This is a genomic window from Stenotrophomonas sp. SrG, assembly GCF_050031795.1.
Taxonomy (GTDB): domain Bacteria; phylum Pseudomonadota; class Gammaproteobacteria; order Xanthomonadales; family Xanthomonadaceae; genus Stenotrophomonas; species Stenotrophomonas rhizophila_A.
The window spans coordinates 37,964-61,608 of the sequence record NZ_JBNBBE010000008.1 but is presented as its reverse complement, the minus strand read 5'-3'; the positions used below and the strand labels follow the sequence as shown (position 1 = coordinate 61,608).

At 66.8% G+C, this 23,645-nt stretch carries 17 protein-coding genes and 1 tRNA gene; 10 read left to right on the top strand and 8 right to left on the bottom strand.

Features of this window, described 5'->3' with window-relative positions; translation table 11 throughout:
• Positions 1-68: 68 nt before the first annotated feature.
• On the bottom strand, positions 69-629 hold the full coding sequence (locus ACQG3P_RS09550) for a hypothetical protein (RefSeq protein ID WP_426804905.1): 561 nt from the start codon (positions 627-629) through the stop codon (positions 69-71).
• Between the two features lie 15 nt (positions 630-644).
• Positions 645-1,169, bottom strand: coding sequence for a hypothetical protein (locus ACQG3P_RS09545; RefSeq protein WP_426804904.1), 525 nt, complete (start codon positions 1,167-1,169; stop codon positions 645-647).
• Positions 1,170-1,424: 255 nt separating this feature from the next.
• On the opposite strand from ACQG3P_RS09545, the gene ACQG3P_RS09540 reads away from it, so the two are divergent.
• Together ACQG3P_RS09540 and ACQG3P_RS09535 are read left to right on the top strand one after the other, a co-directional pair.
• Positions 1,425-2,153, top strand: coding sequence for a VOC family protein (locus tag ACQG3P_RS09540; protein ID WP_426804903.1), 729 nt, complete (start codon positions 1,425-1,427; stop codon positions 2,151-2,153).
• A gap of 65 nt (positions 2,154-2,218) precedes the next feature.
• The gene (locus tag ACQG3P_RS09535; protein WP_426804902.1) at positions 2,219-3,553 is read left to right on the top strand and encodes a flavohemoglobin expression-modulating QEGLA motif protein; all 1,335 of its coding nucleotides are present in this window, start codon (positions 2,219-2,221) and stop codon (positions 3,551-3,553) included.
• A 50-nt stretch (positions 3,554-3,603) separates the two neighbouring features.
• Here the strand turns inward: ACQG3P_RS09535 and ACQG3P_RS09530 are convergent, their stop codons facing one another.
• Entirely contained in the window at positions 3,604-3,747 is a 144-nt protein-coding gene (locus tag ACQG3P_RS09530) for a hypothetical protein (protein ID WP_167693310.1), read from the bottom strand.
• Between the two features lie 395 nt (positions 3,748-4,142).
• On the opposite strand from ACQG3P_RS09530, the gene ACQG3P_RS09525 reads away from it, so the two are divergent.
• The 3 genes from ACQG3P_RS09525 (at position 4,143) to ACQG3P_RS09515 (ending at position 9,327) form a co-directional block, all read left to right on the top strand.
• A complete protein-coding gene (locus tag ACQG3P_RS09525; protein WP_426804901.1) occupies positions 4,143-4,778 on the top strand; it encodes a restriction endonuclease subunit S in 636 nt (211 codons plus the stop codon).
• Positions 4,778-6,247: an N-6 DNA methylase gene (locus tag ACQG3P_RS09520; RefSeq protein ID WP_426804900.1), complete on the top strand. Its 1,470-nt coding sequence runs from the start codon at positions 4,778-4,780 to the stop codon at positions 6,245-6,247. Before ACQG3P_RS09525 ends, ACQG3P_RS09520 begins: the two co-directional genes overlap by 1 nt.
• Before the next feature lie 218 nt (positions 6,248-6,465).
• Positions 6,466-9,327 (top strand): type I restriction endonuclease, encoded by a 2,862-nt coding sequence (locus tag ACQG3P_RS09515; protein WP_426804899.1) that lies wholly within the window; start codon positions 6,466-6,468, stop codon positions 9,325-9,327.
• Here ACQG3P_RS09515 and ACQG3P_RS09510 read toward each other — a convergent pair.
• Together ACQG3P_RS09510 and ubiA are read right to left on the bottom strand one after the other, a co-directional pair.
• A complete protein-coding gene (locus ACQG3P_RS09510; RefSeq protein WP_426804898.1) occupies positions 9,303-10,733 on the bottom strand; it encodes a short-chain fatty acid transporter in 1,431 nt (476 codons plus the stop codon). The two genes, ACQG3P_RS09515 and ACQG3P_RS09510, sit on opposite strands and share 25 nt — an antisense overlap.
• A gap of 194 nt (positions 10,734-10,927) precedes the next feature.
• Positions 10,928-11,821: a 4-hydroxybenzoate octaprenyltransferase gene (gene ubiA, locus ACQG3P_RS09505; protein WP_093532716.1), complete on the bottom strand. Its 894-nt coding sequence runs from the start codon at positions 11,819-11,821 to the stop codon at positions 10,928-10,930.
• Positions 11,822-11,985: 164 nt separating this feature from the next.
• Between ubiA and ACQG3P_RS09500 the strand changes: the two genes are divergently transcribed.
• The 3 genes from ACQG3P_RS09500 (at position 11,986) to ACQG3P_RS09490 (ending at position 13,326) form a co-directional block, all read left to right on the top strand.
• A tRNA-Arg gene (locus ACQG3P_RS09500) sits at positions 11,986-12,062 on the top strand.
• A 146-nt stretch (positions 12,063-12,208) separates the two neighbouring features.
• Entirely contained in the window at positions 12,209-12,916 is a 708-nt protein-coding gene (locus tag ACQG3P_RS09495; RefSeq protein WP_426804897.1) for a DUF433 domain-containing protein, read from the top strand.
• Positions 12,913-13,326 carry a DUF5615 family PIN-like protein gene (locus ACQG3P_RS09490; RefSeq protein ID WP_426804896.1) on the top strand — a complete coding sequence of 138 codons (414 nt, stop codon included), beginning with the start codon at positions 12,913-12,915 and terminating at the stop codon, positions 13,324-13,326. Before ACQG3P_RS09495 ends, ACQG3P_RS09490 begins: the two co-directional genes overlap by 4 nt.
• A 13-nt stretch (positions 13,327-13,339) precedes the next feature.
• Here the strand turns inward: ACQG3P_RS09490 and ACQG3P_RS09485 are convergent, their stop codons facing one another.
• The 3 genes from ACQG3P_RS09485 to ACQG3P_RS09475 form a co-directional block, all read right to left on the bottom strand.
• Positions 13,340-14,695: a Gfo/Idh/MocA family protein gene (locus ACQG3P_RS09485; protein ID WP_426804895.1), complete on the bottom strand. Its 1,356-nt coding sequence runs from the start codon at positions 14,693-14,695 to the stop codon at positions 13,340-13,342.
• Between the two features lie 53 nt (positions 14,696-14,748).
• A complete protein-coding gene (locus ACQG3P_RS09480; RefSeq protein WP_426804894.1) occupies positions 14,749-17,739 on the bottom strand; it encodes a TonB-dependent receptor domain-containing protein in 2,991 nt (996 codons plus the stop codon).
• Positions 17,740-17,871: 132 nt separating this feature from the next.
• A complete protein-coding gene (locus tag ACQG3P_RS09475; RefSeq protein ID WP_426804893.1) occupies positions 17,872-21,225 on the bottom strand; it encodes a TIM-barrel domain-containing protein in 3,354 nt (1,117 codons plus the stop codon).
• 323 nt (positions 21,226-21,548) lie between these two features.
• Here ACQG3P_RS09475 and ACQG3P_RS09470 point away from each other — a divergent pair, with 323 nt between their 5' ends.
• Together ACQG3P_RS09470 and ACQG3P_RS09465 are read left to right on the top strand one after the other, a co-directional pair.
• Positions 21,549-22,706 carry an SIS domain-containing protein gene (locus ACQG3P_RS09470; RefSeq protein WP_426804892.1) on the top strand — a complete coding sequence of 386 codons (1,158 nt, stop codon included), beginning with the start codon at positions 21,549-21,551 and terminating at the stop codon, positions 22,704-22,706.
• Positions 22,699-23,640: an ROK family protein gene (locus ACQG3P_RS09465; RefSeq protein ID WP_426804891.1), complete on the top strand. Its 942-nt coding sequence runs from the start codon at positions 22,699-22,701 to the stop codon at positions 23,638-23,640. The genes ACQG3P_RS09470 and ACQG3P_RS09465 overlap by 8 nt, the downstream gene beginning before the upstream one ends.
• Positions 23,641-23,645: the final 5 nt, after the last annotated feature.

Sequence of the window (23,645 nt, the reverse complement as noted above, 5' to 3'; positions counted from 1 at the left end):
ACCAGCGGTCGGTACCTACCGGACATCGTGTCCGGGCAATGCGCATCGACGTCTTGTCGATGTACTGCTCAGTCTTCGATGTAGTCCACCTCCGGGTGAGTGATGCCGAGCTTGGCGATCAGCTGCGAATACTCGTCGTTGTTGGGCGACTGCGCATCGGCTTCGCCGCGCAGGGGCGGGGTGTTGTGGGTCAGCTGCCTGCCATCGGCGTCGTACAGCGTGAACCATTCGCAGAACGCGCAGCCGAACGGCAGTTCGCCGTACTGCACCACGAAATACGAAGCGCCCTGCTTGTCTTCAGCGCAGGCCAGGCCAACAGCGGTGTAATCACCCAGCTCTGCCGGGGTCTCGATGGTACGGCGCTGGCCGTCCTTCTCGATCTCCAGGCGGGTGCGGGTGGTGTCGCCGTCCTTGGTCGGCAACGCGGTCAGGTGCAGCGTGGCACCTGGGCATTCCTTGTGCATGCCTTTCTCTTCCTGCGGTGTGGGTGAAGGGGTAGTCGCCGCTGCGACCGCAGGCGCGGAGGCGGTTTCCGGAGTGGCGGCGGTGCCGCCCTCCCCGGTGGGTGCATTGCACGCGGCCATCAACAGCACCAGTGCGGCAGTCGGAACGAAACGCAGTGTGGACATCACCCGCTCCCTGGATCAGATCGACTCATCGGCCATGCGCACCAGCTGCCAGCACGGGCGCTGGGCGAAGTAGTACGACTGCTGGTTGCTGGTATCGGGCGTGCGGATCAGCACCTTCATGCTGCCATCGGCCTCTTTGGTTACCTGCATCTCGCGGCCCACGGCCTTCAGGCCCGAGGGATTGGGCATGACCGGCCAGGTGACCTCGCTGAGCGGGACCTTCTCGCTGACCAGGGTGGGCTCGCCCTGCCCTTCGGTGTCGTAGCGTTCGCTCAACAGCGGGTCGGCTACCGACTTCTCCTGCAGGGCGATCTTCCTGCCGAACTCCGGCAGGAACGCATCGAAGTCGGCCAGTTCGCAGGTAGCGGAGGCATCGGCGGCAGTGGCCGCTGCGGTGGGCTCGGCAGTGGCGGGTGCGGCGGCCGGGGCGGCAGCAGGTGCTGCGGCGACGGGTGCGGCGGCATCCGCCGGAGCGGTCGGGGCGGCGTCGGGCTTGCACGCGGCCAGCAGGATGCTCAGCGACAGGGCGAGCAGCGTCATGGGACGATGATGGGACAACGGATCCTCCTGATTCGTGTCGTGGCGCGCATCACACTACGCCGGGGGGCGTAGCATAGCGGCGCGCCAATGCCATGGCGTTCACATCCCGCCCACGGACCCGGGCGGTGACGACATGCGTGATGAAACGCACGTAGTTAACGTGAAGCTCATCACATTGTAAGGGCCAAGGATCCATTCTCCCAGCCGGCGATGTCAGCCTTTTGACATCACCTCCTCCTTTCGGTGCCTGGTTCCATGCGCATCCATACGCTCCAGCTTCCCGTTTCCGACGTTGCACAGGTGGGCGCCTACTTCGCAGAAGTGCTGCAGCTACCGGTGCAGGACGACGTGGTGCGGATCGGCTGGACCGGCGTGCAACTGCGCCCGGCAGGCAGCGACCCGATCGGCGGCGTGCATCTGGCCTTCAACGTGCCGGCCGATCGTTTCGAGGCCGCCACCGCCTGGCTGCTGGCGCGCACACCGCTGCAGCGCAATGCCAAGGGCGAGGCGCACTTCACCTTCGGCGGTCGCTGGGAGTCGGAATCCATCTACTTCGATGGCCCCGATGGGCTGATCCTGGAACTGATCGGGCGGCGCCGGCTGCCTGCATCCGGGCGGGTCGGGGCGTTCCACGGCAGCGAGCTGACCTGCGTGAGCGAGGTCGGGCTGCCCACGGCCGACGTGGCCGCGCTGTGTGCCCGCGCCGAAGCGGCATTCGGGCTGGGCTACCTCAGCCCCCCCGTGCCGCACTTCGCTGCGCTGGGCGATGACGAGGGCCTGCTGATCGTGGTGGATGCCACCCGCCGCTGGTTTCCGGAGGAAAAGGTGCTACCCAACGCACGGGGCATCGTGGTGACGATGGGCGACGTGGCGATGGGCGCGCTGAACGACCCGGCGCAGGGCTGGCACCTGCGCGCGCACGCGCCAGCCCCTGATCGCCCCATTCACCTGCGCCCAGTACATTTGCTGCCTTCCGGCAGGTAGAAGCGCGGTTGCCGGGGCAGCCCGCTCCCAACACAGTGGGAGGGTGCTCAAGCCAGGGTACCGCCGTGGAAAAGGTCACGTCCCCCTCCTGCCCCGACCCAACCCAGGCGGACCCTGCGCTTGCGCCTTTACTGGAAGCGGATGCGCGGCTGGCCAAGCTCGGCAACAGGATCCGCGTGCTGTCCGGGCTGGCGTGGCCGATCGAGATGGAAACCCGCTTCCTCGCCTCCTGGCGCGCCGGAGCGCCGGAGATGCCGGCCCCGCCGACCCAGCCGGTTGACCACACCGACACCATTGCGGCGCTGGACGACATCCTGCAGCACCTGGACCGGGGCCATCCCGTGGGCGACTGGCTGTACCGCACCGCGTGGAGCTACCGCGTGGCCGCCAGCATGCTGGCCAACATCGGCAACCCGCGCTTCACCGCGTGCTCCACGCTGCTGTACGGCCAGCCCAGCACCCAGTACCGCTCGCAGACCACCACCACCGCGCAGTCGGCCGCGCAGATGCTGGCCATCACCGACCAGCTGATCGGCTCGCAGTACGTGCCGCGCATCCAGTACGACATTCCAGCGCCGGACTTTTCCCTGCTGCTGCGCCAGCGCATCGAGCCGTTCTTCACCGACGACGAAGTGAAAGTAGTGCTGGATACCGAGCTGGCCTCCAAGGCCGCCGCCGGCAGCAAGGTGATCCGCCTGCGCGCCGATGCGTTGTTCTCGCAGCTGGATCTGGACCAGCTGGTCGAGCACGAGGCCTTCATCCACTCGGCCACCCTGCTCAACGGCAAGCACCAGCCGTGGCTGCGCTGCCTGGGCGCGGGTGCGCCCCGCACCACGCGCACGCAGGAGGGGCTGGCCACGTTCTCGGAGATCATCACCGGGGCGATGGACATCAACCGCCTGCGCCGGCTGGCATTGCGGGTGGTGCGGTTGCAGGAAGCCCTGGAGGGCGCGGACTTCATCGAGGTGTTCCGCGCGTTCCTCGCTGCCGGGCAATCAGAGGTGGACAGCTACCGCAGTGCGGCCCGCATCTTCCGGGGCGGCGATGTACGCGGGCGGGTGTGCTTCACCAAGGATGGCGCCTACCTGGAAGGGCTGCTGCTGGTGACCGCCTTCATCAAGCGCGCCCTGCATGAGAACCGGGGCGATACGCTGCGGCTGCTGTTCTGTGGGCGGGTGGACCTGGGTGACCTGGTGACCTTGGCGCCCTACCGGGAGAGTGGGCTGATTGCAGCGCCACGTTATGTACCCCCGTGGGCACAGCATCCCGAGCGGGTGCTGGCGACGCTGGCGTTCTCCACGGCCGCGCAGGCGATGCGGCTGGATACGTTCGACCTGCAGCGGTTCTCCGCGGTGGAGGATGAACTGATGGCCGGCGCTGCACTCGCTGACGCGCAATAGAAAGGCCCCGCCGAAGCGGGGCCCTCATGGTTCGGCAGTACAGCCAGCCGTCACTCTTCCTCGTCCTTCCAGCCCTGCTGCTGATTCTGGTTGCGCTGCTGCTGCTCCTGCTGCTGTTGCTGCTGCTGGTCGCGTCCGCGCTCCTGCTGCTCACCACGCTGGTTCTGGGAACTCTGATTGCGCTGCTGGGCCATGACGGGTCTCCGGATGCCGCGAGCGGTATGCCGCGGTCGAGGCAATCGTGTGCAGGGGCTCGTTAAGACCATGTGGCAATTTGCAGACAGAATTGTCAATCCACGCGCGTGGACTGCGGGAATCCGCTTGTATTTCAACGCTTTCTGCCGCCACCACGTTGCTTATGCGAAGACGGAATCCTGATATTCCCGACGTGGAGGAAAGCGTAGTCAGCACGATGAATGTGGGCCGTTGCGACGACCCAAGACGCGATGATTTGCGCAACCTGTTTTTCGCGATTGATCCGGCCTACCCATATGCGTGGAATCAAACGCTGTGCCTCTCGAAGTTTGCGGTGCAGGTATCACTTTCCGGGGCTCCCGCTGCACCATTCCGAATGGTGAGAAACGCTCATTTGACGTTCGAATTCCGTCCGCGCATGGTCCGTTGCATGAACAACTCTCGACGCAGTGCGAAGCTCTCGGACATCGCCAACATCCGCCAGGGACATCCGTTCCGGGGTGCAATCACCGCCTTCCCCGATGGGCCGGTCCGCGTGATCCAGTTGAAGAACCTCAGCGCATCGGGCGTGCACGATCCGTGCGATCTGCTGCGTACGCGGCTGCACCCGCGCAAGGCGCCGGACTGGGTCCAGGAAGGCGACGTCCTGCTCGCCGCACGCGGGGCCCATCCACTCGCGGTTCTGCTGTGCAACCCACCCGCCGACACGGTCTGCAGCCCCCACCTGTATGTCATCCGTGTGAGCGACCACGAACGGATCATGCCCGCCTTCCTCGCGTGGCAGCTCAACCAGGAAGGCGCACAGGAGTACCTGCGCCGGCAATCTGCGGGATCACGTCAGCAGAGCCTCCGCAAGGCAGCCATCGAGGAGTTGCGCGTGCAGCTGCCGCCCCTGCTCCTCCAGCAACGCATCGTGTCCATCGCGCGGGCAGCGCAGCTTGAGAAGCTTCACTGCGAGCAGATGATCGCCGCAAGGCACCAGGAGGTCGCCCGTTATGCGGCGCACATCCTGGACGAGCGGCCAGGGTGATGGCGTGCAACGTTCCCGCCACGCTCGCCGCCCTCGTCCACGCCCGCGACGCGCTCGATGGGGGCAAACGGCCCGACGCCGATACCTTCCTGGTTCTCTCGTTGCTGTTGCTGAAAGTGGCCAGCGACGCCACGTACTACGGCAACCCGGACATTCCGTACTCGCCGGGCGAGCCGCCGCGCTGCGTGCCTTACAGCGTTCCGCTCCAGGCCCGCTTCGACACGCTGTTCCGGCAGCGTCATGCGGAAGGCAATGGCCTGAGGGTGATGAACGCGCTGCGGGTGTTCACCCTGGCCAATCCGCGCAAGCTGGGTGGCCTGTTCCCGACGTTGAAGCTGGAAGATGCGCTGCCCGACGACCCGCTGGTGCGCGATGCCGTGCTGCTGCAGGTGCTGGAGCGGCTTGCACTGCCGGCATTGGACTTCCGCCAGCAGCGCGGGGTACCCCGTCCGGACGTTGGCGACGCGGTGGACGCCCTGCTTCCCGCGCAGGTGCCCGCAGGAGTGAGTTGGCTGATGGCTGCGCTCACCCACCCCTGCGTGGATGAGGCGGTCTACGATCCCAGCTGCCGGCAGGGGGCCGTCCTGCGGGCAGCCGCCAGCTGGATGCGCGATGCGGAAAGTGCGATTGGCCCGGCAGGCCCGGCCCGCTACCCACTGTATGGCCAGGAGCCGGATGCCATGCAATGCGCGGTGGCCCGGCTGCGCCTGCTGCTGCAGGGCTCGGATACCCCGCGCCTCCATGTCCGCGACCCGCTGGAGGAACCGCTGCTGCAGGACGGCGAGCTGCAGCGCTTCCATGTGGCACTGGCGTGCCCGCCGCTTTCGCTGAAGTGGGCGCCAGCGCAGGCCAGCCACGATCCCTACTTCCGCTTCCTGCAGGGCGTTCCGTCCCGGCAGTGGGCGCATACCGCGCTGATCCAGCACATGCTGGCTACGTTGGAGCCGGTGCGTGGGCGCATGGCGATCGTGGTGCCGCATGGCGTGCTGTTCCGCGATGGCGAGGAAGCGCGCATCCGGCAGTGCTGGTTGGACGCGAACCTGGTGGACATGGTGATCGGCCTGCCTGACCGGCTGTTCGCCGGTGCGTCAGTTGCGACCGCCTTGCTGGTGTTGCGCAAGGTGCGCCAGCATGACGCCGTGCTGTTTGTCGATGCGCGCGGTCTTGCGACGCGTGGGAAGCGCGGTCCGCGGCTTGGTGATCAGGCGGCGCGCACCCTGCACCGCCTTTGCAGCGAGCGCAGAACCGTACCCGGCGTGGCGTATCTGGCCATTTCCGAGGAGCTGGCCCGCAATGGCGGCAACCTGAGTGTTGCCCGCTATGTGCAGCCGGTGGCCCGCTGCCCCGCTGCGGATCTTGCGACATTGCGTGCGCAGCGCGCCGAGCTGTCCGCGCGGTTCGTGGCCCTCCAGGCGGCGTTGAATGCCGAGCTGGACGCGCTGGAGCGTGAACTGTCGGATCTGACCTGAAGCCGCCGCGTCAACGTCTCATCAATTGACCGAAGCTATCTCGATTGGAATATGCATCGAGAATGCGTTACGCGCTGCGCTCGCCGAACGCATGAAACGGAATGATGCACACAGCAACGGCAGCATTCGTTCGTCCAGACTGGTGCCATGAACATCATTCGCCAGAAATTCGACGCTCTCTGCGTGCTTGTCTTCGGTTCACAACATGGAGGGCGCGCATGAACACCCCCCACAGCAGGTTCGGTGTGCGCGATTCCGTACTGGGTTGGCTGCGGCGGCTGGGCTGGAACCCTCTGGATGAGGGTGCGGTGGCGGCGTTACGCGGCGAACATCACAGCGCATTGCTGGAGAAGCGGCTGCTGCCGTGGCTGCGTCGCTATCGGTACGAGTGGGAAGGCGAGCGCGTGGCGCTTTCGCCCACTTCATTCGACCGGATCATTGCCGAGGCCGAAACGTGCTGCCACAGCCTGGATTGGGTAGCGTCGAGCAGCGCTGTGCACCGGCTGCTGGTCCACGGCGTTCATACCGAACTGGAATTGCCCAACGGGCGCCGGATCTCGGTCCCGGTTCCGTTGATCGATTGGGAGCATGTGCAACGCAACCATTGGGATGTGGCTGACGCGATGCGTACCGACCTGCGGTTGGCAGCGCCCGGAGATCCGTCCGACGGCCATGTTCGCGAGCTGGTCGGTTACGTCAACGGCATTCCCCTGGTGGTGCTGGCCTGCGTGGAGCGCGATGCGTACAAGCGATGGGGAACCGTGGAGGATGGTATCCGGCACCTGTTGCGCGGCCTGGGCAGCATGCCGATCAATCCTCCGGTGCAGCACGCGCAGCTGCTGCTGAGCCTGGACCGTCGTGGCGGCCGCCATGCCGCTGTCGGCACCCCTTCACATGCGTGGGTGAAATGGCGGGAGCATGGCTGGAGCCCGGCCGCGCAGACCCAGCTGCGCGATACCGCGTTGCCCTTCTCCGATGTCCCGCTGGACCCACCGTGGGCCACGCATGCCGAACTGCTGCATGGCGTGCTGTCGCCGCCCCGGTTCCTGCAGCTGATACGGCATTTCCTGCGAGAGGGCCGAAGTGGCCGACGCTGTCTGGTCCGGTCCCACCAGTTCTTTGCGGTGCAGTGCGCGCTGCAGGCACTAAGCACCCGCGACGCCAGCGACCGTCGTACCGGCGGCCAGCTGTGCCTGGCAACCGGCAGCGGGCTGCAGCGGACGCGGCAGTGGCTGTTGCAGGCCATGCGGGCCGATGCGGCGTTCAGGCCGATTCGCGTGCTGCAGCCACTGACCCGGCTCACACCGCCCCCCGAGGACCGGCGCCAGCGGCCTGGTCCACTGCCTGCTGACCAGCTCACCGAGTTCCTGGCCGGCAGGGGGCCCTCGCTGCATGAGGTGCCGCTGCGCATCCTGCGTGGTTGGGCGCGCAGGACCAGGCTGCCCGGCGCCGATGATGAAATGGCCGCCACCGACGACGACATCGTGCTGCTGGTGGATGCCGATTTCTGGGACAGCGATCCCGTCCTTCTGCGTCGTCTGCGCCGTTGCCTGCCGCAGGCGACCTGGCTGACGCTGGTGGCCGCACCGGTTGCCGCACCGGTGCCCGGTCTGGACCCTGGCCCGAGGCTGTACGAGTATCCGCCCGAGCATGCCGTCGCCGATGGCGTGGTGGTGCAGGCATGGCGCGACGTCGGCCCGAAGCCCGAGGGCGATTCGCCCTCCCGACGCGTGGCCCAGGTCGCCACCGCCATCAGCCAGCATTTCCACGATCTGGTCCGGCTGGCGGAACGCGGTCTGCGCGCCGCGCTTCTGGTGAGAACGGTCCACCAGGCGTTGGGCTACCAGCGCGCGCTCGCGGTGGATGGGCGGTTGAAGACCCATGTGGCGGGCTTCGACAACCGCGGCCTGCCCATGGACCGCGGCTCGGAGCGCATCCCGCCGGAGGTGGAACTGGTGATCGTGCATGGTGAGCTGCCGGCAACCCAGGATGCGCGATGGGCCGTGCTGTATGTGGATCGCGCCCTCACTGCACCGGAGCGGCTGCGCGCGGTGGGCATGATCAACGCGCCGCATCCCGACAAGCGCACCGCCATGCTGGTGGATTTCCACTCCGACGACCGCCCGGCGGCAGCGCCACCCGAGTGGCTGCCGTTGCCGGTGCAGGACAATCATCCGGCATTGGGCATACAGCGCCAACGCCTGCACAGCCTGCTGCCGGCCGATGGCGCCGAGGACTTCCACGCCTGTCGTGATTACCTCGTGCCCGACTGGGACATCGGCCCGCATGGTGATGACATCGACCTACACCGGCACCGGCGCGACCTGCTGCATGGCCGGGTCACTGCATTCGGGCAGCGGCTGCAGGTGGCCATCTCGGCCGAGACCGCGCTGACCGGCAAACCATCGTTGCTGGGCGGACAGTACCGCGCCCTGCTGCACCGGTTCTCGTTACTACGCGATGCGGTGAGCCGGCTGGCACTGGAGGACGACCGCTTCAACGCCGAAGACCGAAGGGTGCGCCACTGGGCGCGCGAGCAGGCCGCGCAGGTGTGTGAGCAGCCGATCGATTACCAGCTGCTGGGTCCGATCGAGCCGGTCGAACCAACGGCGGCGCAGAGCGCCAACCAGCTGTACACCCGCCTGCGCCAGCGCCTGGAGGCAGGTGGGCTGGACGCTGATGCCGTGGAACGTGGCCGCACCACCTTGCGCCAGGTGCTGGTGGATTTCGGCACCGCACAGGCGCGGTTTGCCGCGTTGCAGGCGCTGGAGCCTGCGCTGGAGAACCCACCGCAGACCCGTGACACGGACGCACCGTCCTCGCGCGGCCTGTTGGTGCTGCGCAGCCTGTTCGACACCACGCTGAACACAGAAATGTACGAGCAGCTGGGTCGCCGGATCGACGCGTTGGTCGCTATCGGGCAGCAACAACCGCTGCACCAGTTCGACGCGTATGTTCGGGACCGGCTGGAACAGATGCTGCGCGGCCACCTGCGGGACCCGCAGCTGGCGGCCGTGGTCCACGCGGTGGTGCTGTGCGGACCGCATTGGCCGTGTCACGGCATGACAGGCGGCACGTAGGTCAGGGTCATGCCAAGCAGCCACAGCAGGCCCAGCACCAGCGGGATGTGCACCAGCAACTGGATGAAAGTGAAGCCTACGATATCCCGCGCCTTCAGCCCCAGCACGCCCAGCAACGGCAGCATCCAGAACGGGTTGATCAGGTTCGGCAGGGCTTCGGCGGCGTTGTAGACCTGCACCGCCCAGCCCAGGTGCGCATGCAGTTCATTGGCCGCCTGCATCACGTAGGGCGCTTCGATGATCCACTTGCCGCCACCGGAGGGCACGAAGAAGCCCAGCACCGCCGAATAGATGCCCATCACCAGCGCGAAGGTGTCGGTGGTGGCGATGTGCACGAACACGGTGGAGAGCCGATGCGCCAGCGTTTCTCCCCCACTGCCAACGGCATGGGTGAGGATCATCGCGATGCCGCCGTACAGCGGGAACTGGATCAGCACACCGGTGGTGCTGGGCACGGCCTTGGCTACCGCGTTGAGGAAGCTGCGCGGCCGCCAGTGCAGCAGCAGGCCCAGCGAAATGAACAGGAAGTTGTAGGTGTTGAGGTTGGCGATGGCGGTCACCACCGGCTTGCTGGCGAATTCGCTGAACAACCAGCCGAAGGCCAGCAGCGACAGCAGCACGGTCAACAGCGGGCTGTACTCCAGCCATTCGCCGGCGCGCGTGCGCGGCGGCAGCGGTTCCGGTTCGGCCTGCGCGGCCCCGGCGAAATCGCTGGCGGTGCGTGCGGTGGCTGGACCGGGGGCGGTCAGCCACGCGATCAGCAGCGAGACCAGGATCAACGCGGCGGTAAGCGCGATGGACTGCCACAGGAAGATGGTTTCGGTGAAAGGCAGCACCCCGGTGATTTCCACCAGGCCGGGCGGCATGCTGGCCGGGTTGGCCTGCAGCTGGGCGGCCGAGGAGCTCAGGCCCATCGCCCACACGGCGCCCAGGCCCAGGTAGGCCGAGGCGCCGGCGGCGCGGTAATCCATCTGCAGTTCCTGGCGGCGCGCCAGTGCACGTACCAGCAGCCCGCCGAACACCAGCGAAAAGCCCCAGCTGAGCAGCGAGGCCAGCATGCTGATCAGGCCCACGTACACCACTGCGCCCCGGCCGGTGCGCGGCACCCGCGCCAGCAGTTCGATGAAGCGCGCCACCACCGGGGCGGTGGCCACGGCATACCCGCCGATGACCACGAAGGCCATCTGCATGGTGAAGGGAATCAGGCTCCAGAAGCCGTCGCCGAACGCTTTGGCGGTGGCCTGCGGGGTGGCGCCGAAGCCCATGGCGGCCACTGCCACGATCACCACGCCGAGCACCGCGAACACATACGCGTCGGGGAACCATTTTTCCGCCCAGGCCGCCGACCGCAGCGCTGCGCGTGCCATCCAGCCGTCGCGTGGTGCCGCCGCTGCGTTGCTCGCCATGCCCTACCCTCCCAGGTTCATTGGGGGGCAGTGTGCAGGAGGGGGACAAGGCTGTCAGTCACCTATTGGTAGCAACCCGATGTCACGAACGCGGCCGGACCGCGGCGTCAAGACCAACGGTCGTGACCTACCGGCCAGGCGCCAGCGCGCACGGATCGGGTAGCGCCCGACCGTTGGTCGGGCGACCCGGCAGCTCAACCCAGCGCCAGTGCCGCCGCAATACCCGCAAACAACGCCGCGCCCACCCAGTTGTTGTGCAGGAACGCCTTGAAGCAGGGGTCGCGCTCACGCTTTCGCGCGATCCAGAATTCGTAGGCAATCAGCCCGGCAGCCACCGCCACGCCCAACCAGTAGTAAAGACCCAGCCCGCCGCGCACGCCCACCAGCGCCATCGTGCCGAGGAACAGCGTGTACAGGATTCCCTGGATCACCAGGTCCAGATCCCCGAACAGGATGGCGGTGGAATGCGAGCCCATCTTCAGGTCGTCGTCGCGATCGACCATGGCGTACCAGGTGTCGTACGCGGTGGACCAGAGGATGTTGGCGCCATACAGCAGCCAGCCGATCACCGGCACTTCGCCCTGGATGGCGGCGAACGCCATCGGAATGCCCCAGCCGAAGGCCATGCCCAGGTACACCTGCGGCAGGTGGGTGTAGCGCTTGAGGTAGGGGTAGCTGGCGGCCAGGAAGATGCCGATGAAGCTCATGCCGATGGTCAGCGCGTTCAGGGTCAGCACCAGTGCGAAGGCGACCAGCATCAGCCCGGCGAACAGCAGCAGCGCCTCGCGGCCGGACACCCGGCCACTGGCCAGCGGGCGGTCCTTGGTGCGCTTCACGTGCGGGTCCAGCCAGCGGTCGGCGTAGTCGTTGATCACACAGCCGGCCGAACGCGTCAGCCATACCCCGGCGGTGAACACGAACAGGATCCACAGCGGCGGCAGCCCGCCGGCGGCCAGCCACAGCGCCCACCAGGTGGGCCACAGCAGCAGCAGGGTGCCGATCGGGCGATCGGCGCGCATCAGTTTCCAGTACTGGCCCCAGCGCGAGGGCGGTGCGCCCGCGGGGGCGTCAAAACGTTCGTAAGCCATGCGCAAAGGATACCGCCAAGGCCCCTTCCCCGGCGCCGGAAGCGCTGTTTCGTCCAAGGGGGCAGACCTGCGCCGCGTTTACGGATAGAATGCCCGTCCCGCACCGCCTCATGGCGCTGCGATGCCCGCCCCGGCCCGCCGGTGGTGCGGCGGTTCTTCAAGATGCGCCCGTAGCTCAGCCGGATAGAGTAGTGGCTTCCGAAGCCATTGGTCGGGGGTTCGAATCCCTCCGGGCGCACCATCTTCCCCCGCATTCCATGACGGCGCACCCGTTTTCGGTCATAGGCGCTGTCTTCATATGCGAAGGTAGCCGGGCGTCGCACTTGCTACCCGATGTCCCGGCGTAGGATCGGCTGGACGTCGGTTGTTTCAGGAAGGATCTTTACCGTGGGTATCGCCGCGCAATCACTGGAATCCCTTGGCTTTGGCATCGGCCTGTACTCGTATGCAGACGCCGCCCGCTTCATCGGGGGCAAGCCCGCGCAGCTGCGACGATGGCTGAAGGGCTACGGCCCACGCCATGACGGCCAACCCGCCCATGCACCCCTGTGGACGTCCCAGCTGGCAGAGATAGGTATCGATGGCCTCGGATTCCGCGACCTGATCGAAGCGCGCTTCATCCAGACGTTTGCCGCCACCGGCGTTCCGTTGAAAGTGATCCGCCACACGATTGACGAACTGCGTGAACGTCTGGGCGTGCAGTACCCCTTTACCAGTACCCGCTTCAAGACCGATGGTCGCCGCATCTTCATGGAACTGCTGGGCGAGAGCGGGGGCAGTTCGCTGGTGGATGTCGCCAGGCGCCAGGACGTGATGAAGCGCGTCATTGCCCCCTCGCTCCGCTCAGGTGTCGAGCTCGGGATGGATGACATGGCAGCGCGATGGTTCCCGGTGCACGGCTCGCGCGAGGTCGTGCTGGATCCTGACCGCAGGTTCGGACAACCCATTCTGACCCGCTTCGGGGTGCCCACCGCTGCGATCGTGGATTCACTCAGGCCAAGGGGCAGCAACGCCCGACATGTCGCCCGGATCTACGAGATTCCGGAGGCCGCCGTGCATGTGGCAGTGTCTTACGAGCGGCAGATCGCGTCTTGAAAGCACAGATCGACGAGAATCTCCCCTCTTCCCTGGCCAGATCGATAGACCCTGTCGCGCGCGAGCATGACCACGAGGTGGTTCATGTGCGGGACTTCGTCGATGCTGGAACGTCGGATATCGCGTTGTTCCACATCGCGGTGGAACAAGGCGTCCGGGTCCACGTCACCCTGGATCAGCACCATCGGCGCACGAAAGAGCGCGACGCCATCCAGCATCTGGGGTTGATCGTCTTCGTGCTTTCCAAAGGCTGGAACACGCTTGATCTCTACCATTCCGCTGCGCGCCTGCTTGAATGGTGGCCCGAGATGATGCGCAAGGCGGAGGACGCCGCCCCCGGCAGCATCTTCAAAGTGCCGCATCTGCGGGCGCCCCTTGGGCGCCTGACGCCGGTTCGTTCCACGCACTAGGCCACGCGTTGGGTCAATACGTCCCGTCGAACGCAAAGATCGGCTTGCGCTGCTTCCACAGGCCTGCGGTGAAGTCCGGGAACTCCAGGGTCTGGAAGCTGTTGGCGATGGACTGCTCCGACAGCGGGGTAATCGCGCTCCAGGTGATGGCGTCGTAGATGTCGATCGGCATCGGGGCCTTGGCCTTCAGGGCTTCGACGAAGGCGTGGATCACGAACCAGTCCATGCCGCCGTGGCCCGCGCTGGCTGCGGTGTCGGCGTGCTGCTTCCACAGCGGGTGTTCGTACTGGTCCTGGTAGGCCTTGAACGCTTCCCACTTGTGCGGCGGGCTGCGGCCTTCGATGTGGATGGACTGGTTCACGTCCATCCACAACCCCTTGGTGCCCTGCACGCGGAAGCCCATCGAGTACGGGCGCGGCAACGAGGTGTCGTGCTGCAGCAGGATGGTTTCGCCGTTCTCGCACGCCAGCGTGGTGGTGACGATGTCACCCAGTTTGAAGTTCACCTTGGTGCTGGGGTGGGTGGTGCCGCCACTCTTGGCCACGGTGTATTCGTGCAGGCCGCGCGCCTTGCTGGCGAACGCGTTGATATGGGTGAAACGGTTGCCGCGGTTGATGCCGGTATACATGGCGCACGGGCCGATGCCGTGGCTGGGGTACAGCTCGCCGTTGCGGTCCACCGAATGCTGGGTGCGCCAGCGCGCTTCGGACCACGCATGCGGGCCGAATTCCACGCCGCTGTCATACGGCTGGGCGGGATCGCCGGAGTTGAACTTCACCCCGCGCAGGTCGTGCTGGTAGCCGGCCTGCAGGTGCACCAGTTCACCGAACAGGCCGTTGCGCACCATCTGCAGGGTCGCCATCACGTCGCGGCGATAGCAGACGTTCTCCAGCAGCATGTACGGGGTGCCCGTGGAGAGCTGGGTCTTGAGTACGTCCCAGTGGTCCTGCAGGGTGATGCCGGCGACCACTTCACAACCCACTGCGATTTTGGCCTGCAAGGCGGCAATCGCCATCGGGGCGTGATACTCCCACGGCGTGGCGATGATCACGCCATCCAGGCCGCGCTGTTCGAGCAGGCGCTTCCACGCATTGCGGTCGCCGTCCTGGCCGTAGGCGGTAGGCGCCTTCCTGCCGGCCTTGGCCACCATGTCCATGCCGCGCTTGAGCATGATCGGTTCAATGTCGCACAGCGCGACCACTTCAACGTCGTCGCGGCGGACCAGCTCCTTCAGCAGCACCTGCCCGCGCATGCCGGTGCCAATCAGGCCCAGGCGCAGCGTGCGCCCGCGTGCCCAGGCCGGCGTTTCCGGCAGCAGGCTGGTGGCGGCCAGGGCCGCACCGGCGGCAATGAATTCCCTACGCTTCATGGAACGTTACTCCCTTTGGAAGCGCGCCGGCCGGGACCGGCGCGCTGGAACAATCAGAACTTGTAGCCGACCTGCAGACTGTAGCTGCGGCCGAAGATGCTGGCATAGTCACTGGAGTCACCCAGGAAACTGTTCGGGTCGTAGAACGGCAGGCGGTTGAACAGGTTCTTGACCGTGAAGCCCAGGCTCCAGTGGTCATCCGGGCGCCAGCCCACGCTCAGGTTGGCGGTCCACCACGACGGCACGCCATCGCACTGGGCCGGGTTCACCGGCAGCGAGCCGGCGGTGCAGGTGTCCGGGTTGTTGTCTTCGGCATCGACGCGGTCCCACGCCCACTTGGTGCCGCCCACATAGTTGACGAAGAAGCTGGTGGTGACCTGCTTGTAGGACCAGTCGGCGTTGAACGTGGCACGCATGCGCGGGTTGCCGTAGTAACCGATGGTGTTGCCGTAGTACCAGCGATCGGTGTCGTCGATGTAGGCTTCCTTGCGCCGCGCGATGGTGGCGGCCACGCCAATGTTCAGCGCGCCCCACTCACCGAGCATGAAGCGACCGCGCGCGTCGATGTCGAAACCGTCCACCAGGGTGCGGCCCTGGTTCTTGTACTGGCCCACCACGGCGGCCACGTTGCCCACGCTGTAGCCGGGCAACGCGCCCGGGCAGCTCACGCCGCTGGCCGGGTCGGCGCACATCTGCGCAAGCACAGCCTCGGCCGCCCGATCGGAGTCGCTGATCGGGTTGCGGGTCATCGACAGGATGTCCTGTTCCTTGCTGTAGTCCGGCGCGGCGATCTCGTTGCGGCGGTAGATGAACCAATAGTCGGCCGAGATCGACATCCAGCTCGCCGGCTCGTACACGAAACCCAGCGTGGAGATCTTGGCCTTCTCCGGCTTCAGGTCCGGATTGGGCTGGGTCATGCGCGCCACGGTACGGCTGCAGTCGGCGTTGAGCAGCGAGTTGCCCAGGTCCACGTCCCCCGGGCGGTTGGACTGGCGCAGCAGGTTGGCGATGGCATTGGTCTCATCGCAGCGGATGTCGTCTTCAAAGCCACCGAGCTGGGCGAATACGCCGCCGGTACCCGCTTCGGCCAGGCTGGGCGCCCGGAAGCCTTCGGAATAGGTGCCGCGCAGCAACAGCTGCGGCAGCACCTGGTACTTCAGGCCGATCTTCGGGGCCAGGTTGGCGCTGAAGTTCGGGTACTTGTCCACGCGCAGCGCGGCATCCAGTTCCAGCTTGTCGGTGAGCGGGGCCACGGCTTCGGCGAACAGCGCGTAGGTGTTGCGCTTGCCATCGAACCACGAGCCACCCTGCTGGGTGATCAGGCCGTTGGCGGCGTCTTCGTTGCCCGGGGTGTAGAAGGTTTCGCGGGTGGCATTGAAGCCGAACGCGGCGCGCACGTCGCCGGCCGGCATGCTGAAGAGCGGGCCTTCGATCTTGCCGTCCAACGTATGCAGGCGCGTCCACGACTGGATGTCGAAGGTGGGGTATGCCTCGCGGATCAGCTTGGCGTTGGCGTCACTGATGACGCCGAACTGGTAGGCCGGATTGTCGGAGATGATCACCCGCCCGGTGCCCGGGTCGATGGTGTACGGGCCGAACGCGCGCTCAAAGCCTTCCAGGTTCACGTTGACGGTCTGGTAGGTGACCGAATGGCTTCCGGCGGTGGCGAACGCGGTTTCCCAGTTCCAGTCGTCGCCCAGGGCACCGCGCAGGCCGGCCAGCACCCGGTAGCTCTGGTCGGTGTTGCGCTGGCCGAAGTGGCCATCGCCTACATCCTGCATCAGGTAGTTCAGGCCCACCACGCCGCCCATGAGCGCCTTCAGTTCCGGGCTGGCCAGGTTGTAGACGTTGTTCGGTCCCAGATACGGCGTGCGGAACTGGTTGACCACGTTGCCGGTGTTGCGCGAGTACCAGCTGGACGGATTGCCGGTCGTGGTGTTGTAGGCAGAGGGCGTACCACCGTTGGCAGTCAGGTCGATGTCGGTGTAGGTGACCTCGGCGAAGGCTTCGGTGCTGTCGCCGATCAGGAAGTGCGAGCTGATGTACGCCGTGGCGCGCTCGGTCTTTGCACCCGCGTCGACTTCGCGGTTCATCCATTGTTCCCACGCGCAGCTCGTGCCGGCGGCCTGGGTGATGGGAGTGGTGCAGCCGGGCGCCGCTTCCTGGCGGCGCGCGTTGGTCACCGGATCAAACGCGAAGTAGGTGCCCGGGTTGAACTCACCCGGTCGGCTGCCGACGCCCAGGCGGAAGTTGCTGATGTAATTGGGGTTGTTGACGTAGAACTGGCTGGGCCGCTTGTCGTAGAAGTCGCTGATGGGAATCGCGTTGCGGCGATACAGGTTCACCGAGGCATAAACGTTGTAGCGGTCTTCGTCCAGATCACCGAAGCCGGCGGTGATGCTGCCCTGCTGCTCGCCGTAGGAATCGATGCGCGAGGACTTGTCGGCGGTGATGTTGATCTCCGCGCCCTGGTAGGAGCGTTTGGTGATCACGTTGATCACGCCGGCCACCGCGTCGGTGCCGTACACGGCCGAGGCGCCGTCGGTCAGCACTTCCATGCGTTCGATGGCAGCGGCCGGAATGGCGTCGATGTTGACGAACTGGGTCTGGAAGCCGGCCGGCGCTCCGTAGTACGACAGCCGCCGGCCGTTGAGCAGCACCAGCGTGCCCTGCGCGCCGAGGCCGCGCAGGTTCGCCTGCGAAGCGCCGTCGGAACCGGTGAACAGCGAGCGCGAATCCTGCTGGCCCGGGCGGGCGGCGGGCAGGTTGTCGAGCACCTGCAGGAGCGTGCGCGCGCCCATGTTCTCGATGTCCTGCTTGCTGATCACCTGCACCGGCGAGGAGGTTTCCACATCACTGCGGCGGATGTTGGACCCGGTGACCTGCACGCGCGCCAGTTCGGTGGCGCTGGCTTTTGCCTTGGCATCAACGGCGGTGTCGTCGTCCTGGGCAAACGCCGGACCGGTGACGGCCAGGGCAAGCCCCAGCGCGACGGACAAGGGTGTAGCGGGGATGCGGCGATGGCGATGGCGTTCGTTCAACATCTTTGGCTCCTTGTGCTTCCGCAGCGTGGGGCTGCCTGGGTGGGTTTTTTCGGGCAACAGTCACCCGCACCACGGCCGGCGGGCCGTAGTCGGGAAACGGTGGGGAATTCTGTTTTTCGGTACGTCCCTTGGTTACGGCGACACGATGGTGGCGGTATCGCCCTCCTGTCCGATCAGTGCGGCGTTGGCCCAGTTGCCACACACCTGTGCGGGCTGCGTGCCTTGTGCGCCCAGCGTGCGCAGGCTCAGGCGCTGCAGGCCGCGGATGTCCAGTTCGGGCTTGACCACGCCCGGTGCCTTCACCAGGCCGCTGTCGTAGAGCAGGCGGTCATCGCCCCAGACCTGGAACTGCATGCCGCCGGCGCTGCGGCACGCATCGTCGATGCCCAGGTCCGCGCGCAGCAGGCGCCACTGGCCCTGCAGCTGCAGGTCGATGCGGCTGGCTGGGCCCACGCCCAGGCCACGGCGGAACAGCAGGCCGTTCATGCGCATGGGTTGCCCGCCCTGGAAGGCGAGGTCGGCGCGCACCTGTGCGTTGGCCGCGGCCGGCAAGGTCAGTTCGGACAGGTAGCGCTGCTGCGCGGGGCGTTCGGCCACCTGGTGTTCCAGGATCTGGAACGTGGACAGGGTGATCGGACCGACATCACGCGGTTGCAGTGCATCCACCGCACGCGCGACGTTGCCCTGCGCCGCAGTGACCATCGGGTCGCTGCCAGCGGCCCCATCACCGTCCGGGTTCTGCACGCTGAGCACGCGGAAGCGCAGCAGGCGGCCGGCGCGGGCGGGGAAGTCGATCTGCTGCAGGTCCTGCTTCAGCGCCAGGCGGCCGCGCTTGATCGGCTCGCCCCATTCGCCATTGGTGTCGGCCAGGTAGATCTCGTAGTCGCGGATCTGCCCGCTCTTCCAGTGCTGGTCATTGCGGGGTGCCAGTGCGATGCCGTCGATCAGGCGGCGCTCGCCAAAGCCGATCACCCATTCGTGGGCGCCGGTGCGCACGGCCTGGTTGCGCACGGTGCGGAACCAGGTGGCCGGGTCGTCGTCGAATGCCTTTTCCAGTTCGTAGCCGCGCTCTTCGGCCGGGCGGTTGACCACCAGCAGGCTGTCGGCCGGCAATGCGCGGCCCAACACCGGTGCGGCGGGGAACACATCATCGGCAGCTGCCGGTGCCTGTGCGATATCGAGCTGGAAGGCCAGCGGCTGGCGGATATCGGTGGGTACGGTACGAACATGCACGGTGCCGCGGCGTTCGCCTGCATCGAAGTACCAGCCTTCCGGCGCGGCCTGCCACGAGGCGGCATCTGTGAGCATCGGCAGCGCGCGGCCATCAAGAATTACCGCTGCCGGCTTCTGCCGGCTGAGTACGCGCAGCGCGTAGCGGCGCTGTGCCAGCTGCCCCTGGTACTGACCGCGCACGCCATCGATGTTCACCTGCACCCGGCCACTGCCCTGCGCCGGGGCCTGCATGGTGACCTGCTGCTGGCTGGATTCGCCCTTCTCGTAGCGCCGCGTGTTGCCGTCGTCTTCGTACAGCGTGTACTGCGAGCTGCCCTGCGGGTAGAGGTCGAAGGTGACCTCATCCAGCGGTTTCTGGCCGTCGTACAGCATCTCCGGATACATCGGCACGATGGCACCGGCCCGCACGAACACGGGGATTGTTGCCAGATCGACCGGCCGGTCCAGCTGACGGCCTTCGGCACCGGCCTGCAGCGCGCGGCCATCCCAGTAATCGATCCAGCGGCCCTGCGGCAGGTGGATGTCGCGGCGCCAGCCACGGCTGGCGGCCTGGCTGCGGTACACCGGCGCCACGAGCAGGTCGCGGCCGAGCAGGAACTGGTACTTCCAGGTTTCGTTCCACGCATTGGGGTCCTGCGGGTAATCCCACATCAGCGCGCGCAGGATCGGCGCGCCGGTCGTCGCCGCGTCGTGTGCCAGCCCGTACATGTACGGGGTCATGCGCATTTTCAGCTTGAGGTAATCGCGGTTGACGCTGCGGTAGGGCTCGTCGAACCACCACGGGTGCTTGCGCGCACTGCCCGACCAGCCCGACATGCCCATCAGCACCGGGGTGAAGCTCTTCCACTGCAGGTCGCGGGTGAACGTTTCGGCGCTGCCGCCGAAGATCGCATCCACATCGCCACTGGCGTAGGCCATGCCCGAAAGGCCCGATCCGACCAGGGTGGGAATGTGCCAGCGGATGTAATCCCAACTGCTGCTCTGGTCGCCGGTCCAGGCGACCGCATAGCGCTGGATGCCGGCCCAGCCCATCACCGTCCACAGGAACGGGCGCGAATCGGAGTTGTGCAGGATGCCGTTGAACGCGGACTGGTTGGCATCCATCGCGAACTGGTAGCCCTTGCCGGTCCAGGCCACGTCCAGCTTCTGCACGCGGCTGCCGGCGGTGCCGACTTCCCAGGCGATCTTGTCCACGCCGTTCTCGGTCCACAGCCCGGTCTTGAAGCCGTAGCCAGCCAGGCCCTTCACCGTTTCCGGCAAGGCCTTGTAGCCGCAGCCGTAGCCGTCGTTGGGCAGGATCCAGCCGCCGGGCATGTCGTGCGCGCGGTACTGTTTTGCCACGCTGTCGACCACGTCCGGGGTGGTGCCGGTGGGGCCATCGCTCCAGCCTTCGGGCACGCTGCCGGGCTTCTTGATGTTGTCGCCATCGTTGTAGCAGTCGGCATCGCCGTACGAGAACGCCCAGCGCGGCAGCAAGGCGGCGCGTCCGGTCAGTGCGGTGTAGCGGTCCAGCAGCGCGGGCAGGCCGGCGCCGACGAAGTAGTAGGCATCGAAGCGGTCTTCGCGGTGCAGCAGCGTGGCCTGGTCGGCCTGGCGCAGGTCGTAGCTGCCATCGCTCCAGGTGTTGCGCAGCATGCCCCAACCGCGTGAGCTGAGCAGCATCGGCGCCGGGTTGGGGCGGTCGCCCTCTTCCCAGCCACCGGAGTAGGAGACCTCCAGCTCACGCCCCTTGAAAGCGAAGCGCCCGTTCTGCTGGCCACCGCCGACGAACTGTTCGTCGGCCTGGCTGCTCAGGACCTGCACGCTCTGTGCGGTATCCAGGTCCAGCGGCTGCAGTTCGCGCCACAGCGGCACGTCCTTGCCGGCCTCGCGCCGGTCCAGTGCCAGGCGCAGCGGCTGGCGCTGGATGTGCAGCACCAGCGCATCGGTGCGGATGCGCACTTCGTTGCCGTCTTCTTCCAGCTGGAATGGCACGGCCGCAGTAGCCTGCGGCAGCACGATGGGGGCGGCCTTGTCGCCGGCCGGCAGCAGTTTGCCGGTGCGGCTGGCCTGCACGCGCAGCAGGTCGGGGCGCAGCAGGTCCACGCGCACGGTCATGCCGTTATCGGTGGTCAGCGTCCAGGCAGTGGCCGACGCGGCCGGCTCGGCACGTAGTGCGCTCAGGTTGCCCAACGGCGCTGCCAGCGCCGGCGTGGCGGCCAGCAGCGACAGAAGAGAGATGGCCAGTACGGTGCGTCGACAACGGGTAACCACTTCGCCCCCAAAGCCCGCGTTCGGCGGGTGTCCGAAACCAGTGCGGCCGACTATGGAGCAGGCGATCGAAAGATGTCAAGAAATTGAAAAGAAAAAAGATTAGAAATTCTATCAAAACGAAAGATGATGCAAAGCACCACTTTCTTTCTGCCGGCTGAATGCGATGATTTTTCCGTTGCAGAACGCGCAGATAGACACGGTCAATCGCGCAAGAACCGACAGCAATAGTGAGGAATGTGATCCATATATCTTATTTTAATCTTTCGATATTTGACATTTCGAAAGAAAACGCTGATCGTGCGGTCGCCCAACAGGAATAGCGAATGGACGTCACTCTGCTCCCCGATATGCCCGCCTGGCAGCGCCTGGGTGGCGCGCACACCGCAGAAGAGATCGCGCAGCAACCGGCCCTCTGGTCGGCATTGGCCGACGTGCTGGAGGCCGCCCGCGAGCGCATCGACGCGTTCCTGGGTGACGCGCTGCGCCAGCCGGGCCAGCGGGTCATCTTCACCGGCGCCGGCAGTTCGGGCTTCATCGCCGAGATGGTCGCCGACCAGATCAATGCGCAGTGGCCGGCAGAGGTCCGCGCCATCCACACCACCAGCCTGCTCACCCACCCGGCGCTGTACCTGCAGCGCGACCGCCCGACCCTGCTGGTGTCGTTCGGGCGCAGCGGCTCCAGCCCGGAAAGCGTGGCGGCGGTGGACCTGGTGCGGGCGCAGGTGGACGACGCGCGCTTCCTGGACATCACCTGCAATGCCGATGGCGCGTTGGCACAGCGCGGCCAGGGCCGCAGCGACACGCTGTCGCTGCTGATGCCGCCGGCCAGCTGCGACCGCGCCTTTGCCATGACCAGCAGCCTGAGCTGCATGCTGCTGGCCGCGTTGAGCGTGTTCGATGGCGCGCCGTGGGCCGAGCGCATCGCGCGCCTGCGCAGCCTGGCCGAGCGCGGTACACAGGCCGTAAACAACTGGGACGCGCCGGTCGCAGCGCTCGCGCGTACCGATATCTCGCGGGTGATCTACCTGGGCAGTGGCCCGCTGGAAGCGACCGCGCGCGAAGCGGCGCTGAAAGTGCTGGAACTCACTGCCGGCCGGGTGCTGGCGCTGGCCAACACCCCGCTTGGGTTCCGCCACGGGCCGAAATCCACGCTCAATGGCACCACGCTGGTGGTGGTGCTGCGCAGCGCGCAGCCGCTGGCGCGACGCTACGAGCAGGACCTGCTGGAAGAGCTGCGCCGCGATGGCATCGCCGCCCGCGTGATCTCGGTCGGCCCGGCCGGCAGCGACAGTGCCGATGGCGATTTCCTGCTTGAGGTACCTGCCCTGCCCGATCCGTGGCTGGCCCCGCTGTGGCTGGTGATGGCGCAGTGCTTCGCGCTGCAGCGTTCGGCCGCGCTCGGCCTGACCCCGGACAACCCCTTCCCGGATGGCACGGTCAACCGCGTGGTGCAGGGCGTGACGATCCACGACCATGGCTGAGCAGCGCATGCAGACCTGGTACGGCATCGATATCGGCGGCACCAAGATTGAACTGGTGGCCTGCGACGCTGCGCTGAACGTGCATTATCGCCAGCGCGTGGCGACGCCCACGAGTGACTACGCGGCCTTTGTGGCTGCCGTCGGCCAGCTGGTCGACGATGCGGATGCCGCGCTGGGCACGCGTTCCGTTGCGGTAGGCTTGGGCCTGCCCGGCGTGCGCGATCGCGACAGCGGCCGCCAGTTGAGCGCCAACGTGCCCGCGCTGAGCGGCCACACGGTGGGGCATGACCTGGAAGCACGGCTGCAGCGCCCGCTGGCACTGGGTAACGACCTGCAGTGTTTTGCCCTTTCCGAAGCGCACGACGGCGCCGCCGCCGGCTACCCCAGCATGTTCGGGGTGATCCTCGGCACCGGCGCGGGCGGTGGCTACTGCCTGGGCGGAAAGCTCGTCGCGGGCAACAACGGCATTGCCGGTGAGTGGGGCCACTGGAGCCTGCCGGCCACGCTGCAGCTGCGCCATGACCTGCCGCTGCTGGACTGCGGCTGCGGGCTGCGCGGCTGCCTGGAGCGCTATGTCTCCGGCAGCGGCCTGGCGTTGATCCATGAACGCCATGGCGGCCTGGCCTGCGACGCCACCGCCGTGGTGGAGCAGGCGCAGGCCGGCGATCCGATCGCGCTGCAGGCGCTGGCCATCCACCGCGACCTTCTCGGCTACAGCTTCGCCAGCCTGATCCTGGCGCTGGACCCGCACGTGATCGTGCTGGGGGGTGGGCTGTCGAAACTGGAGCAGCTGTACCGCGACCTGCCTGCCGCCATTGCGCCCTACCTGTTCAACGGGGTGCGGATGCCGCCGATCCTGCCGCCAGCCTTCGGCGATGCCGGCGGTGCACGCGGCGCGGCGCTGCTGGCGCGCCAGCACCATCCCGCGCCCTGAATCCC